At 37.2% G+C, this 14,701-nt stretch carries 14 protein-coding genes; 10 read left to right on the top strand and 4 right to left on the bottom strand.

Translation table 11 applies throughout. From position 1 onward, the window contains the following. Positions 1–416: 416 nt before the first annotated feature. A complete protein-coding gene (locus L1994_RS06730; protein ID WP_278098692.1) occupies positions 417–1,640 on the top strand; it encodes a flavodoxin domain-containing protein in 1,224 nt (407 codons plus the stop codon). A gap of 7 nt (positions 1,641–1,647) precedes the next feature. On the opposite strand, the gene purB is transcribed toward L1994_RS06730, so the two are convergent. Further along, entirely contained in the window at positions 1,648–2,988 is a 1,341-nt protein-coding gene (gene purB / locus L1994_RS06725) for an adenylosuccinate lyase (protein WP_278098691.1), read from the bottom strand. A gap of 280 nt (positions 2,989–3,268) precedes the next feature. Beyond that, positions 3,269–3,493 (bottom strand): PspC domain-containing protein, encoded by a 225-nt coding sequence (locus L1994_RS06720; protein WP_278098690.1) that lies wholly within the window; start codon positions 3,491–3,493, stop codon positions 3,269–3,271. Between the two features lie 90 nt (positions 3,494–3,583). Here L1994_RS06720 and L1994_RS06715 point away from each other — a divergent pair, with 90 nt between their 5' ends. From L1994_RS06715 to rlmH, 5 genes are all read left to right on the top strand, one after another. Then, the gene (locus tag L1994_RS06715) at positions 3,584–5,587 is read left to right on the top strand and encodes an ATP-dependent DNA helicase (RefSeq protein ID WP_278098689.1); all 2,004 of its coding nucleotides are present in this window, start codon (positions 3,584–3,586) and stop codon (positions 5,585–5,587) included. 85 nt (positions 5,588–5,672) lie between these two features. Beyond that, positions 5,673–6,125: an MGMT family protein gene (locus L1994_RS06710; RefSeq protein WP_278098688.1), complete on the top strand. Its 453-nt coding sequence runs from the start codon at positions 5,673–5,675 to the stop codon at positions 6,123–6,125. Between the two features lie 28 nt (positions 6,126–6,153). Beyond that, a complete protein-coding gene (locus tag L1994_RS06705) occupies positions 6,154–7,089 on the top strand; it encodes a ketopantoate reductase family protein (RefSeq protein ID WP_278098687.1) in 936 nt (311 codons plus the stop codon). A 44-nt stretch (positions 7,090–7,133) separates the two neighbouring features. Continuing rightward, positions 7,134–7,739: a molybdenum cofactor guanylyltransferase gene (gene mobA, locus L1994_RS06700; RefSeq protein WP_278098686.1), complete on the top strand. Its 606-nt coding sequence runs from the start codon at positions 7,134–7,136 to the stop codon at positions 7,737–7,739. Beyond that, positions 7,739–8,224, top strand: coding sequence for a 23S rRNA (pseudouridine(1915)-N(3))-methyltransferase RlmH (gene rlmH / locus L1994_RS06695; RefSeq protein ID WP_278098685.1), 486 nt, complete (start codon positions 7,739–7,741; stop codon positions 8,222–8,224). Before mobA ends, rlmH begins: the two co-directional genes overlap by 1 nt. Positions 8,225–8,456: 232 nt before the next feature. Here the strand turns inward: rlmH and L1994_RS06690 are convergent, their stop codons facing one another. Further along, complete coding sequence (locus tag L1994_RS06690) at positions 8,457–9,236, bottom strand: dihydroorotate dehydrogenase electron transfer subunit (protein WP_278098684.1); 780 nt, start codon at positions 9,234–9,236, stop codon at positions 8,457–8,459. After that, positions 9,229–10,119: a dihydroorotate dehydrogenase gene (locus L1994_RS06685; protein WP_278098683.1), complete on the bottom strand. Its 891-nt coding sequence runs from the start codon at positions 10,117–10,119 to the stop codon at positions 9,229–9,231. The genes L1994_RS06690 and L1994_RS06685 overlap by 8 nt, the downstream gene beginning before the upstream one ends. A 60-nt stretch (positions 10,120–10,179) precedes the next feature. On the opposite strand from L1994_RS06685, the gene L1994_RS06680 reads away from it, so the two are divergent. From L1994_RS06680 to gatC, 4 genes are read left to right on the top strand one after another with little or no spacing between them, the layout of a single operon-like run. Beyond that, on the top strand, positions 10,180–11,061 hold the full coding sequence (locus tag L1994_RS06680; RefSeq protein WP_278098682.1) for a malate dehydrogenase: 882 nt from the start codon (positions 10,180–10,182) through the stop codon (positions 11,059–11,061). Continuing rightward, positions 11,045–13,429, top strand: a complete 2,385-nt coding sequence (locus L1994_RS06675; RefSeq protein WP_278098681.1) for a DNA-directed DNA polymerase — start codon at positions 11,045–11,047, stop codon at positions 13,427–13,429. Before L1994_RS06680 ends, L1994_RS06675 begins: the two co-directional genes overlap by 17 nt. Before the next feature lie 7 nt (positions 13,430–13,436). After that, a complete protein-coding gene (locus L1994_RS06670; RefSeq protein WP_278098680.1) occupies positions 13,437–14,417 on the top strand; it encodes an asparagine synthase C-terminal domain-containing protein in 981 nt (326 codons plus the stop codon). A 13-nt stretch (positions 14,418–14,430) separates the two neighbouring features. Continuing rightward, a complete protein-coding gene (gatC, locus tag L1994_RS06665) occupies positions 14,431–14,700 on the top strand; it encodes an Asp-tRNA(Asn)/Glu-tRNA(Gln) amidotransferase subunit GatC (protein ID WP_278098679.1) in 270 nt (89 codons plus the stop codon). Position 14,701 lies beyond the last annotated feature (1 nt).

The raw sequence follows: 14,701 nt of genomic DNA, 5'->3' as shown, positions 1-14,701 counted from the left end.
CTTATAAATTAAAATATGATAATTTATTGAGAAATTAAGATAAAAAAATTAGGGATTATCTGAAAAAAAGATTTTTTTAACTTTTTACAACCTAATAATGTTTTTCGGGGTTTAATTCTGCCTGTTTTATGCAAAAAAATAAATGGTTTTTATTTTTTACAATTCACTTTTTTAAATCTGCTTCCTGACTTTATCAGCAAAGGATTAATTATTCTTTTACAGTAACATACATCTAATTACTAATGGAGACTTGTGGACAAGTTTATTGAGTAGTACATAAAAAATTTGATTCATCACCTCCTGAATGAAAAATTATCAGTAAAAGAATTGTTATTGGTTTTAATATATTCAATATATTAATAAACCAACCTTTACTTATTCAGCTAATGAAACAATAATAGGAATGATACAAGAAAATGAATACTAATTTTAAAAATCTGCTGGATTTTGTCTCGGAAAATGAAGGACAGATATTTTCATCGCCACGGGCACTTTTTGGGAAAGGCGAGGAGGAATTATTTACAATAGAAAATGCAGGAAGCGAAACTGAAGAAATTTCTTTGAAACTTGAAAATAATCAGAAAATTGTAATAAAATACAGATTGATTGAAGAAGCAGTCCTTCTTCTTGAAGATAAGGAAATTCTGCCAATATATCCTGTTAAATCATCAGACAACATACTTTCAGCAGAGGAGCACTTAAAAATCTGGCAGTCAGGTACAGATAATACTATTCTTAATATAAAAATTGTTCCATACATTCTGGATCTGATTGTTCTTTTTGGTTTTGGAGCATATGGCTGGGCCAAATCGGGAACAGGAGATAAATTTGCGGCTATAGCTATTGCAGAAAAAAAGCATAAAAAGCAGACCGCGAATGATGAAAATATAAAAACTGCTGAACCAAAAGAATCAGACGACTCAAATGATTCAAACAAACAAAATGAACCAAAAGAAACAAAAGATTCAAAAGATTCAAAAGAACCGATAGAACCTGAAGATGCAGTGAAGAATAATGACCCTGATGAACACGGTGGTCATGAGAACGATGATGATGCCAAAGGTACACCAGATAATGAAAAAAAACAGAATATACCTGTCAGGTATGTTTCCCAGTCTATAAATAAAGATTTAGGGCATGTTTTGATAGCATACTCAACCAAACACGGATCAACCGCAGATATTGCATGGTCAATCAAAAATTCATTTCTGGATGAAGGAATTATAACAGATGTTAAAAGAATTCAGGATATTGATGATGTCAGAAAATATAATCTTGTAATTATTGGAACACCTGTTTATGACAATAAACTCCTCCCTGAAACAGTTGAATTTGTAAGGCTTCACAGAAACTGGCTTTTAAAAAGGATGACTGCACTTTTTATTGTCGGAATATCATTGAAAGAAAAAAACGATGAAAACATCTTAAATATGTCCAGGATATCTGATGAAATTGGAAAGCTGATTGATCTTTTGGATGTCGGAATGTTTGCCGGTAAAATATCGCCTGAGAACCTGCCTTTCAGAAAGCGGCTTAATAAAATATTTAATAAAGAGGCAACCGGAGATTTCAGAAACTGGCAGGATATTGGTGAGTGGGCAGATAAAATGAAAAAATTATATCTGTCCAAAATAATTTAATTTACCTTTAATTTACCATTGGACGCAGATTTTTGATTATATTTTCAACCTGCCATTCGGCAGTTCCTATATAATTGTCAGCATTAAGCAAAGATTCAATCTCTTCTTTTGAAAGATAAACTGATACATTCTTATTTTCTGAAAGTATCTCTGATACCGGGTTTTTTGTTTCAAGAGCCTGCATGCTTGCAACTCTTACGATTTCGTGAGCCTCCTGCCTGTCCATTCCCTTTTTTGTTAATTCAATCATGACTGATTCTGCCATATTAACACCCTGGAGAATCTCAAGATTTCTTTTTATATTTTCAGGCTTTAATGTAAGACCTTCAATCACCTTGATCATCACATTTAAGATGTGATCTGCAAGAATTGATGCTTCCGGGAATATTACTCTTTCACATGAAGAGTTTGTAAGATCACGCTCATCCCAGAGAGTATTGTTTAAAAGTGCAGGTTCTACAAATGAGCGGACAACTCTTGCCAGACCACATACCTGTTCGGATTTTATCGGATTTCTCTTATGCGGCATTGTAGATGATCCTACCTGGTTTTTACCAAAAGCTTCTTCCATCTCGCCAATTTCTGATCTCTGCATCATCCGGATTTCAATGCCTATTTTATCAAGCGTTGTTGCCATATTTGCAAGGAACATAAAATATTCCGCATAACGGTCACGTTGTATCAACTGATTTGAAACCTCAACAGGAGATAATTCAAGGTGATTCATCATTGAGATCATAACTTCATGACCTTTGTTGCCAAGAGATGCCTGTGTGCCAACAGCGCCTGTCATCTGGCCTACAGCAACACGGGGAAGCATCTGCTGAAGTCTTTCAATGTGTCTTGCAGTCTCTGCGGCCCATATAGAAAATCTAAGACCATATGTTGTAGGAACACCTATCTGCCCGTGTGTTCTTCCTGCGCAGACAAGTTTTTGAGTCTCTTCTGCTTTTTTTAGTAAAAGTCCGAGCAGTTTTTTTAACTTTTCCTCAATTAAAAAAAGGCTGTCTCTTATCTGAAGCCCTGTTGCAGTATCGAGGATATCATTTGATGTTGCACCATAGTGAATCCAGCGCCCGGAATCCCCGGTAGCTTCGGTTATTGCCTTTACAACCGCCATCATATCATGGTTAATCAAAGCTTCAATTTCATCAGCCCTTTTTTTGGAGGCATTCATTCCCTTTTGTGCAATTTCTTCTGCAGCATCTTTTGGAATGAGGCCGTTTTCACCTTCAGCCTTTGCCAGGGCTATTTCAGTCTTAACAATAGAAAAAAATCTGTTATTTTCGTCCCAGATGCTTCGCATCTCAGTCGTTCCATACCGGTAGTCAATGGGGTGGATTGCCATAGTGTTTATTTATTTGTTGTTTTATTAGTAAAACTGTACCGGTATCTGATATGAATAGATGTCGGAAGAGAATTTCTTAAAACTGTATAAAAATTTTAAAATTACTTAAAACCTTATAATTATTTAATCAATTATATTATCTTTAATCTCAAAAATATCTGAAATCTGAAGAATATAAGAAATTTTAAAAACAGAATTTTGAAAAAGAATATTATTGTAGATAATAATTTTTTAAATGACAATTTTGTAAATATTAATTTTGCAAATGACAATTAATCACTCAATTATCTTTCATTTTGTATTCGGCGTTTATTATCGTGCTTTCCTCTTCCTCAGGCAAAAAAATCCATGCAAGAATATATATTATCAATCCTGTGCCATAAAAAAGACAAAAAAGCACCCAGAGAATTCTTAATATATTTGGGTCAATATCAAGTTTTTTACCCAGACCTCCGCATACGCCTGCAATTACGCAATCATCTTTTGATCTATAGAATTTATCCATTATTCTCCCTGAATGTTTTTAATTTTAAACTTCTTTTCCAAACAACGCGGTGCGATATTACAAAATGTTTCTTCAACCAATATGTAATTAATGGATTGTCCTGATGACTGGTTTCCATATGAAACATACAGACCACACCAGAAGGAAATGCTGGATTTAGCCTCGGAATGTGTCTCAAATAATCAGATATGTATGATAGATGCACCCACCGGAAGCGGCAAATCAAGTATTCTTTCAGCCCTTATTCCAAAAGCAAAAGGAAAAAAGATACTTGTTGCAGTAAGAACAGTAAGCCAGCTTAATACCTTCATCAGAGAGCTTGAACTAATTAAAAGAAAGAAAGGCCATCTTAAAGTTGCATATCTTGTTGGGAAACGCAAAATGTGTATGATGGGCGGAGAAGGCGATATTTACCGGATGTGTGAGGGATTAAAAGCTTTTTCAACATCTCTCATGCGAGATCGCGCGCATAGAGGTTCACTCATTCCTGCAAATGATCCTGTGCTTAAAACACAGCTTCGCCACCAGGATTCTGAACATCCTTTGTTATGCCCGTATTTCATCCGCTCAAAAATATATGTCGAGGGAGGAGAAGGACTTAAAATGGTTCCTTCAAACTCTCTGAAAACAAAAGCAGAACAGGCCTCAAGAAGAATTGTTTCGCCTGAAAAGATACATGAAATCTGTGGGGAAATCTGCCCCTATGAAGTTATGCTTCAGGCGGCACGTGATGCAGATGTAATTTTGTTAAACTTCCACCATCTCTTTGATGAAACAATAAGAGAGCAGATGTATCAGACAATTGGAATAGAACCGGAAAATACAATTCTTCTGATTGATGAAGCCCACAACTGTGGAGAAACTGTACAGAGCATTCAGACGGTTACACTTAGTGAGTCCTCACTTGAACTTGCCCAAAATGAACTTTCACATATGAGAGGGAGGATTGGCGGAGTTGAAGCAGTGTTAAACCTAATTCCCCAGATTCAGAATTTCATGGTGAGTCTTAAACGCTCAATCAAACAGGAGGACTGGTTTGATCCATCAATATTTACAAGATACATCCTTAACGGCACTTTATATCAGAAAACCGATGAAATATCAGATGATCTCTTAAGAATTGCAGAAGCGATACGTGAAGCAAAGCTTGAAAAAGGAGATTTTAAGGAAAGTCCTGTAGAGAAGCTTACAGAATTTTTTATAAAAATTCTTCAGTCCTCAGGTGATGATTCATACCTTACAATATACAAAAAAACAGACGATCAGATATCTCTTGAGGTCAGAAATATCGATCCTTCAAAGACGCTTTCCGAAATAGCCAAATCCCATCGTTCATGTATTATGATATCCGGCACGCTGTCTCCTGTTGAAAGTTATAAACTGCTTTATTTTGGAGAATTGGATGTAAAAACATTATCGCTTCCAAATGCTTTTCCAAAAGAAAACAGACTTATTTTCTGTGCAAAAGACATTACATCCGCATTCAGCATGAGACGTGACAGGGATAACCAAAACAGAATACTTGATTATATCAACACATTTGCAGGCCTAAAAGGAAATCTTGCAGTATATTTTCCGTCATATGATATGCTAAAGACCTTTACAGCAAACATACCTAAAAAGCTGAAAGGAAAGGATGTATTCATCGAGTCGCAGGATTCTGCACAGGCAACAAGTGATCTGAAAGTTTTCATGTCACTTCCGGAGGTAAACCGTTCCGGAATAATTTTTGGAGTATGTGGTGGGAAATGGAGTGAAGGTCTTGATTATAGAGGTGAGATGTTAAACGGCGCTATTGTAATCGGCCTTCCACTTGCACCTTTTAATGATGTAAGAAAAATGATTAATGATTATTTCAAAAACAAATTTGGAAAAGAAGGAGAATTTTTATCATATACACTCCCTGCTATAAACAAGGCAATACAGGCGCTTGGAAGGGTATTGAGAACTCCTGAGGACAGAGGAGTTCTTTTGCTTGGCGAAGAGCGATTTTTGGATGATTCTGTAAAAAAAGGGCTTCCTCCATGGATGCAGGATGAATTAACTGAATGTACAATAAACGAATTTAAATCCGGTATTTCCAAATGGAGATAGTTAATAAAATAAAAGATCGGTAATAAAATAAAAGATCGGTAATAAAATAAAACTTAGGTAATTCAATAAAGACAGGTAGTAAAAAATGGAGATAAGAAGCGGGGTCTGCCGCTTTGGACTTTGGAGAATCAGGATTTTATGGTCTGAAAACCTAGTTCACAAAGTATCATTTGAGCGGTTTGGAGAGGAATCATATGTACCGCCCCAGATAAAACTTTTCTTAAGCGGAAAAAAAGACACTCTTTCACCTCTCACATCAGTTGCGCTAACAGACGGTCATCCATACAATAACATTTACAGGGCAGTTTTTGAAATACCATACGGGGAGACAAAAACATACTCTGAAGTTGCTGAAATCTGCGGGACTCATCACAGAACTGTTGGAATTGCAATGAAGAGAAATCCGACTCCTCTTATAATTCCATGCCACAGGGTTGTATCCAAAAACAGTCTTGGTGGATTCACTCCTGATATTATGATAAAAAAGTCACTTTTAGAGATTGAAAAGAAAAAAAGAAATCTCGCAGGTTTATCATAGATTAAATCAAAATAAATTTAAGATACCGATGAAAATTGCAATCCTTGGAGCAGGTGCGGTAGGACTGTGCATTTCTGCAAAACTCTCAAAAATATGTGAAGTTCATGCTGTATGCAGACAGAAGCACGCTAAAGCAATAGAAAAACGTGGATTTGTCATGACCGGCATATGGGGTGAGAGCAATTACTCTTTTAAATGTTCTGAAATGCCTGCCGAAGATGAAAAATTTGACTTTATAATAATTACATCCAAATCCAATGCCACAAGAGAAATCTGTGAGCAGTTTAAAGACTTCATTAAAGATACTCCTGTTATCAGTCTTCAAAACGGTATTGGGAATGAGGATATAATTAAAGAATTTACAGACTGTGTAATTGGCGGAATGATAATCACCGGTTTTGAATGGCAGGATGACGGATATGTTCATGTATCTGTACAGGCATCTCCAATAAAACTTGGATTATATCCAAAAGGAACAAATGAAAAAGTAAAAACAATAGTCAGCATTTTTCAGAAGGCAGGTCTTGATATTTTGGAAGAGACAAATATAAGTGGTGCGATTTGGGGAAAAACCCTTTATAACGCCGCTTTAAACCCTCTTGGTGCAGTTATGAAAGTTCCTTATGGAAAACTGCTCGACAACAATGCAATGGAAATAATATCCGAAATTGTAAAAGAGGCTTTTGAGGTCAGTAAGGCAGAAAAAGTCACTATGGATTGGAAAACTGCAGAGGAATACATGTATTATTTGAAAAACAATCAAATTCCGTCTACAGCAGAGCATCACTCCTCAATGTATCAGGATCTTTCAATCGGCAAAAAAACAGAAATTGATTTCATAAACGGCTATATTGTAAAAACAGGCAAAAATTACGGAATTAAAACGCCTGTTAACAGTACAGTTGTTAATCTGATTAAACTAAAAGAGAATTTGATTTTGGATAAAACAGCGCATGAAAACTAATTTTTCATGAACGTTTTTGATGGAAAATACTGGAGGAATATTTTTTGAAGTCCGGAATAATTCTTGCAGGCGGCGAGGCAAAAAGGGCAGGAGGGATGGAGAAATACCATTTCTCTTACAATGGAGAGACTTTTATCGACAGACTACTGTTTACACTAAAAGAGTCCGTTGATGAAATAATCATCGTTGCAAGGGATGAATCACACTGCCAGAGATTTGTGGATATACAGGGAGTAAAAATTGTATCTGATATCAGAAAAGGAACAGGTCCCGTTGGCGGACTCCACGCAGGAATTAAGGCCGCCTCAGGAGATACTTTGTTTGCTGTTGCATGTGATATGCCATTTGTAAACAAAAATGTTATAGACAGGCTGTTTGAGCTGATAAATGATTATGAGGCGGTCATTCCCTGCTGGAACAACTCTGAAAAAGATATGATCGAACCTCTCCATGCGGTTTACAAAAAAGAAGCTCTTGAAAAATATCTGGCATCTCATAAATCTCTGTCACTTAGGGAGATGGTAAAAAGCATCCGGTCATATTATCTGAATGTGGATATGCTAAGAGATATTGACCCAAAACTGATGACTTTTGTTAATATCAACCATCTTGAGGATTTGGAGAGATTAAAAATGGGTGATTTTCTTTAATGGTTACTGCTGTCAGGATTATTGCAATTGGAAAAATAAAGGAGAAATACCTGCACGAAGGCATTTTAGAATATTCAAAACGTTTAAAGCAGTACATAAATCTTGAAATAACAGAAATTTCCGATGAAAGTATTCCTGAAAATCCGTCATTAAACCTTCAAAAAAAAATACTTGACAAAGAAGGAGAAAAAGTTATTTCTTCTTTAAAAACCGGCGATTATCTTATTTTACTTGACTTGAAAGGTGAAATGACAGATTCTGAATCTTTAGCTTTAAAGTTAAAAGATCTTGAACTTTCCGGAATAAGCAGGATTGTTTTTGTAGTCGGAGGCAGTCTTGGAGTTTCTGAAAATCTTATTAAAAGAGCGGATTTCAGACTTTGTCTTTCAAAATTAACATTTACTCATCAGATTGCAAGATTCATTTTGATTGAACAGATTTACAGAGCATACAACATTAATCGCGGCGGAAAATACCACAGATAACAGAATAACATATAATAAGAAAAATTACCAAAAAAATACCCCGGATAATAAGAAAAATCACAGAAAAATAAAAAATATCACAGTTAATAAAAAAATATCACAGTTAATAAAAAAATATCACAGTTAATAAAAAAATATCACAGTTAATAAAAAAATATCACAGTTAATAAAAAAATATCACAGTTAATAAAAAATCCTGATGAAATTTAAATTAAAAAAAAGAAGTTAATATTTAATGAACATTTGATGCAGATACCTTTCTTCCGGATGCATCACGGGAATATTTTGAAAATTCACTGCTTTTTAAAAGGATGTCTCCGAAAAATACAGGGCCGTCACGGCAGACTCTGAGCCCGTCAGGGTCAAGACAGCATGAACCACATATTCCAACGCCGCATTTCATATAACGGACCAGCGAGAACTGCCCTCTTTTTGCAATTCCTGCCTCATTTAATACTTTTAAAACACCTGCCATCATTATCTCAGGGCCGCATACACATATTGTATCAAATGATTTCAGGTCGATATCCCCCATTAAGTCCGTTACAAAACCATGATGGCCATATGACCCGTCATCTGTTGCAATATGAAGATTTGTAAGCTCTGACAATTCCTTTTCATATAAAAGCTCTGAGCGGTTTCTACAGCCAAGCAAAAAGGTGTCACACTGACCTTTTTGTGCCAGAGGACGAAGAGGCGCCGCACCAACCCCTCCGGCGATTGCCAAAACTTTTTTCCCCGGAGAAAACCCGTTTCCAAGCGGCGCTTTAATACCAAGTTTATCACCGGGTTTCATCATAAAAAGTTTTGATGTTGCATCTCCGACTTTCTGAACAGTAATAGAATCTGATGACGAAAGACCCATTGGAATTTCATCTACTCCTAAAATCCATACCATGCAGAACTGTCCTGCGCTGAATTCAAATTCCCTGTCAAATACAAATGTTTTTATTGTTGGAGTTTCGTCAATTATTTCTTTTATTTTAACTGCAACTGATGGTATTTCATTCATGTGCACACCCAATAATATCTGATGCTTTTTCTCCTTCTTCAGAGTACAAATCACCGGCAATCTTTTCAAAAATATCATTTCTGTCCAAAACCGCACTTCCAATTTCAACAGCAGATGCGCCTGCCATCATCATCTCAATTACATTATCGGCAGATGACACGCCGCCGCATCCGATAACCGGGATGTTAAGCGCCTTGTAAAGTTCAAAAACACAGCGGAGAGCAACAGGAAATATTGCAGGACCTGAAAGGCCGCCGGTCAGATTTCCAAGTACTGGACGCCTGAGATCAGTTGATATTCTCATTGCCTTCAAAGTGTTAATTGCAACAACCGCTGATGCACCACCCCTCTCCGCGGCAATTCCAGATTCTTTTATATCGGTCACATTGGGTGTCAGTTTAACCCAGACCGGAAGCCCTGTTCTTGAAACAGCACGTGTACACTCTAAAACAAGACCCGGATTGCATCCAATCTGTGCACCATAACCCTGTGCATGCGGACATGATACATTCAGCTCAAACCCTCTGACCTTTCCCTTAAACCAGCTGGCAACCTCATGGAATTCATCCGGGTCTGCGCCAAAAATACTTGCAATAACAGGCTTGTCTTTTAAAACATTAAGCTCTTCAATAAAGTCTGATGAGGGATTTGGAAGTCCCATCGCATTTAAGACCGCGCCGTCCATAACATAAACACACGGGCCTTTATGGCCTTCTTTTGGAGATGGCCCGATAGATTTTGTAACAACAGCGCCGGCACCATTACTTAGCATTCTGTTGAGAGATGCACCGGTTGTCCCAAGAATGCCTGCGGCCAGGATTAGATGATTGTCCATTAAAATCCCGCCTGCCGTGATATTATCTTCTCTTATTAAAGTCACCATTTGGATTGTGGATACTTTAGAGCTATTTTATTATTAGCATTCGCCTAAACTTGATCAACAATGACACATCTCTCCATAATAGGAGCCGGAAAGATTGGCGGAGAAGTTGCATACCTCTCAGCAGTTTTGGGAATCGCTGATAAAATCACAATAACCGACTGCAACTCTTCCCTTCTTCATGCTCAAAAACTGGACATAATACACACAGGACTTGATTTGGATATAACAACAGATCTGAGTGATCTTAAAAACTCAGATATAATTGTTTTTACAGCAGGACTGCCGAGAAATCCTACAGTTAAGACAAGGGCTGATCTTCTTAATTCAAATATACCTGTTGCAGATGAATTCTGCTCAAATATTAACGGCTTTAAAGGAATCGTAATCAATGTAACAAATCCTGTTGATGCATTGAATTATTATATTTGTAAAAAGGCAGGTCTTAACAGACGCAGATGTATTGGATTTGGAGGACTTGTTGATCTTGCAAGATTTGAAAATTTTTTAAATATAAGAGGATTTGACAGCAAGGGCTCTTTTGTGATGGGTGAGCATGGTGAACATCAGGTCCCTGTATTTTCAGATCTGCTGGAAAAAACAGACTCTGAAATAAGAGAAGAGATACTCTCTGATATGAAAAATGCAAGCATGCCGGTGATAAAAGGAAAAGGTGGCACTGTTTTTGGGCCGGCATTTAATATAATCAGACTTGTTTCTGCAATAAAAGAAGATAAAAAAGAAATTTTGCCGTGCTCATGTATACTTGAAGGTGAATATGGCTTATTTAACCTCTCAATCGGAGTTCCTGCAAGAATTGGAAAAGAAGGTGTCGAAGAGATAATTGAAAAACAGCTTGACGACTGGGAACTGGATAAATTAAAAGAAGCATCTGTACACTTAAAAAATTTGTGCAGGAGGGCAGAAGATGCAGGTGGAAAGTAAACCTCTCAAACTTGCAATAAATCAGGTTGAGTACTCAAACAGTCCTGAAGGAACAATAATTCATATCTTTGGAAGGGAAGAATCCGGCGATGCACATCAGATAATTGTAACCGGATTTCGACCCTATTTTTATACAACAGCAAAAGAAGCAAAAACCAGAAGAATTCCTGATGGAACAGAGGCTGAATTTTCAAATAAATTTGTATCAATAAGGGGAGAAGAATTAACACGGATATATACTCCAAAGCCCGGAGATGTCAGGGACATGCGTGAGGGTTTCACACACTTTGAAGCAGATATTCCTTTTGCAACCCGTTTTATGATAGATATGGGTCTTACAGGAGGCATATTTACCCCGTCAGAGATTGTGGATTTTCATGATATAAGAGCTGAAGAAGTTAATGCTCCTGCAAGAATCTGTTTCATGGATATCGAGTGTGAAGATGAAAACGGATTTCCAGATGCAAACAGGGAAATGATAAACTGCATAACCTGCTGGGATTCATTTGATGACACATATACAACTTTTTTCTGGCCAAAAGACAGAAATTGCGATATTCAAATAAAACCTGTGTCAGAAAAGCATGAGATAAAGATTTTCTCCTGTGAAAGAGACCTTCTCCTAAGTCTTTCTGAATATGTAACAGAAAAAGATCCTGATGTTTTATCAGGCTGGAATTTTGTTGATTTTGACATTCCGTATATTCTTAAAAGAATGGAGATTCTTAAAATCCGTGAAGACGCTCTTTCAAGAATACCTGGCGCCGGTGCAAGAAATCCAACACGTGGACGCGCTCTTTTTGATCTATTAACGGCTTATAAGAAGATGCAGGGCGCAAGAAAAGAGTCATACAGGCTTGATGCGGTTGCAGAGGATGAAATTGGTGAAGGAAAAATCCGTTATACAGGAACTATCTCCGAACTTTGGGAAAAAGACCCTCAAAAGCTAATAGAATATAATGTAAAAGATGTTTTATTATGCGTAGGCATCAACAAAAAGAATAACATTGTTGAATTCTACAGAGAAATTGCACGCTATGTCGGCTGTCCTCTTGACAGAACACTCAACTCTTCAAATGTAATTGATATTTTTGTCTTAAGAAAGGCTTTTGGGAAATATATTCTTCCATCAAAAGGTTTTGCAGATGCAGAAGAATTTGAAGGAGCAACTGTATTTGACCCGTCACTTGGCGTTAAAGAGAACGTTGTAGTGCTTGATTTAAAATCCCTCTATCCTATGTGCATGATGACGATTAATGCATCACCAGAGACCAAGGATGTCAGCGGCGAACTTCATGCACCAAATGGAATCCGGTTTAAAAAAGAGCCTGACGGGCTTACAAGAAGCATTATAAGCGATCTTTTAAAGGAAAGAGATGAGAAAAAAGCCCTTCGAAATTCATTTGAATATGGCTCATATGAATATGTTCTCTATGATCTTCAGCAAAACGTGTTGAAAGTTATTATGAACACATATTATGGCGTAAGTGGTTATGCAAGATTCAGGCTTTATGATAGAGAAATTGGTTCTGCTGTAACATCGGTTGGAAGAGCAATAATTGAGCATACAAGAAAGGTTATCGAAAATATGGGTTACTCTGTGATCTACGGCGATACTGATTCATGTATGATAATGCTTCCTAAAATGGAGAGGGATGATACAATAAAGACAGCATTTGAGATTGAAAAAGCACTGAATCAGAGTTACTCAGAATTTGCTTTAGATAAGCTTGGTGCAGAGGAGCATTACTTTTCCATTAAATTTGAAAAAATTTACAGGCGGTTTTTCCAGGCAGGAAAGAAGAAGAGATATGCCGGATATCTTGTCTGGAAAGAGGGAAAAGATACAGAACAGATTGATATTGTCGGCTTTGAAATGAAGAGAAGTGATTCGCCCCATATGACAAAGGAAGTCCAGCACAAAGTGATGGAGCTTATACTAAAAGGCGCTGAAAAATCCGAGCTTAAGAAGTATCTGGGAGATGTAATCAAAAGTTACAGAAAAGGCGAATATTCTCTTGAAGATATTGGAATACCAGGAGGTATTGGAAAAGAACTTAAGTCATATGAAAGTCCCGATGCACATGTAAGAGGAGCAATTTATTCCAACAAATATCTTGGAACTGATTTTAAAAGGGGAAGCAAGCCTAAAAGAGTGTACATAAAAAGCGTCACTTCAAAGTATCCGCAGACTGATGTTTTGGACTTTGAATATGCAGACCAGGTGCCTCCTGAATTTATAGTTGACTGGGAGGTAATGATGGAAAAAAGTATCAAACAGCCAATTTCACGTATAATAGAAGCAATTGGGATGAACTGGAATGATGTTGATCCCTCAAGAACAACTCTTTTTGATTTTGGGATGTGAAAACATTTTGAAAATTCGTGGGTGGATGGAAAAAGACGGAAAAATTCTTACCAATTCAGAAATTGAGGATATTATCAAAAATTTTCCTGAAATATTATCAGATTGTGGTGGAGAATTTTTTCTGCAGTGGGATGACTGCATGGCAAGAGACTGTCTTGGAATAATGCCCGGGGATTGCCCTGCAGGAAAAATTGTCTGCTCAGGTGTTATTAAAGGGGATATTTCTCCTGCTCCTGATCTTTTGTCTCTTGAAAAAGCTATAGAAAAAGCAGTTGTTCTGCGAAAAAAAGATTGTGTTGTTGCATTCTCCGGCGGAGTTGACTCAGCCCTCATTGCAAAAATAGCACAAAGACCCAGTGTAACTGTCGGAATTTCAGGTTCTCATGATTTAATTCATGCAAAAGAAGTTTCTAAAGAGATTGGCCTTAAAGATACAAACTTCATAGAAATCATGCCTTCTGAAGTTAAAAGAGCGTTGAAGATTGTGCTTCCGTTGATTCCTTTAAAAACGCCGGTTGAAGCCTCAATTGCTACAACGCAGTATTTCATTACAAAATGGGCGCAGGAAAACGGCTATGAGAAAATTGTTGCTGGGCAGGGTGCGGATGAATTATTCGGAGGATATGCACGTTATCTTGAAACAGATGATATAGAAAAAACACTGAAAAAAGACTTTGAAGGTCTTTCTATGCAGGGAAAACGTGATCAGGCAGTTGCGGCGAAAAACAACACATATATATCATGCCCGTACCTTGATGTTAGAGTGGTGCGCGCTGCAGGTGAAATCCCGCCTTCTGAAATGCTGGCAGGAAGTATCAGAAAATACCCCTTAAGAGAGGTTGCTTCCCTGTATTTAGGCGATGAAATTGCCTTTTATGGCAAAAAAGCCATGCAATACGGGAGTGGTGTCATGAAGGAAATACAAAAACTTGCACGGGATAATGGTTATAAAAACTCCGTGCAACGGTACATAGATCACTTAAATTGAGGTTCTTGGAATAATGGTCTCTGAAGAAGAAGTGGAAGGCATAGCAAAACTTGCCGACATCTCAATAGATAAAGATGAACTGGCCGGATTTACCAGTCAGTTCAACAATATTCTTGGTTATTTTGACATTTTGGATACGGTCGAATATGAAGAAACAAAGGATGATGAAATCCTAAATATTCTGCGTGAAGATGAGGTGATGCCATCTCTTTCACAGGCCGATGCACTGTCTAATGCTGATGAAACTGAAGACGGATACATAAAATCACCGAAGGTGATGTGAA

This window comes from Methanomicrobium antiquum (genome assembly GCF_029633915.1).
Lineage (GTDB): Archaea > Halobacteriota > Methanomicrobia > Methanomicrobiales > Methanomicrobiaceae > Methanomicrobium > Methanomicrobium antiquum.
This window is presented reverse-complemented; position numbering and strand designations above follow the sequence as displayed.

What these genes read in the sequence shown, in the direction of transcription:
- L1994_RS06730 (WP_278098692.1), top strand. Translation starts at nt 417, where the DNA reads ATGAATACTAATTTTAAAAATCTGCTGGATTTTGTCTCGGAAAATGAA.
- purB (WP_278098691.1), bottom strand. Translation starts at nt 2,988, where the DNA reads ATGGCAATCCACCCCATTGACTACCGGTATGGAACGACTGAGATGCGA.
- L1994_RS06720 (WP_278098690.1), bottom strand. Translation starts at nt 3,493, where the DNA reads ATGGATAAATTCTATAGATCAAAAGATGATTGCGTAATTGCAGGCGTA.
- L1994_RS06715 (WP_278098689.1), top strand. Translation starts at nt 3,584, where the DNA reads ATGGATTGTCCTGATGACTGGTTTCCATATGAAACATACAGACCACAC.
- L1994_RS06710 (WP_278098688.1), top strand. Translation starts at nt 5,673, where the DNA reads ATGGAGATAAGAAGCGGGGTCTGCCGCTTTGGACTTTGGAGAATCAGG.
- L1994_RS06705 (WP_278098687.1), top strand. Translation starts at nt 6,154, where the DNA reads ATGAAAATTGCAATCCTTGGAGCAGGTGCGGTAGGACTGTGCATTTCT.
- rlmH (WP_278098685.1), top strand. Translation starts at nt 7,739, where the DNA reads ATGGTTACTGCTGTCAGGATTATTGCAATTGGAAAAATAAAGGAGAAA.
- L1994_RS06690 (WP_278098684.1), bottom strand. Translation starts at nt 9,236, where the DNA reads ATGAATGAAATACCATCAGTTGCAGTTAAAATAAAAGAAATAATTGAC.
- L1994_RS06685 (WP_278098683.1), bottom strand. Translation starts at nt 10,119, where the DNA reads ATGGTGACTTTAATAAGAGAAGATAATATCACGGCAGGCGGGATTTTA.
- L1994_RS06680 (WP_278098682.1), top strand. Translation starts at nt 10,180, where the DNA reads ATGACACATCTCTCCATAATAGGAGCCGGAAAGATTGGCGGAGAAGTT.
- L1994_RS06675 (WP_278098681.1), top strand. Translation starts at nt 11,045, where the DNA reads ATGCAGGTGGAAAGTAAACCTCTCAAACTTGCAATAAATCAGGTTGAG.
- gatC (WP_278098679.1), top strand. Translation starts at nt 14,431, where the DNA reads ATGGTCTCTGAAGAAGAAGTGGAAGGCATAGCAAAACTTGCCGACATC.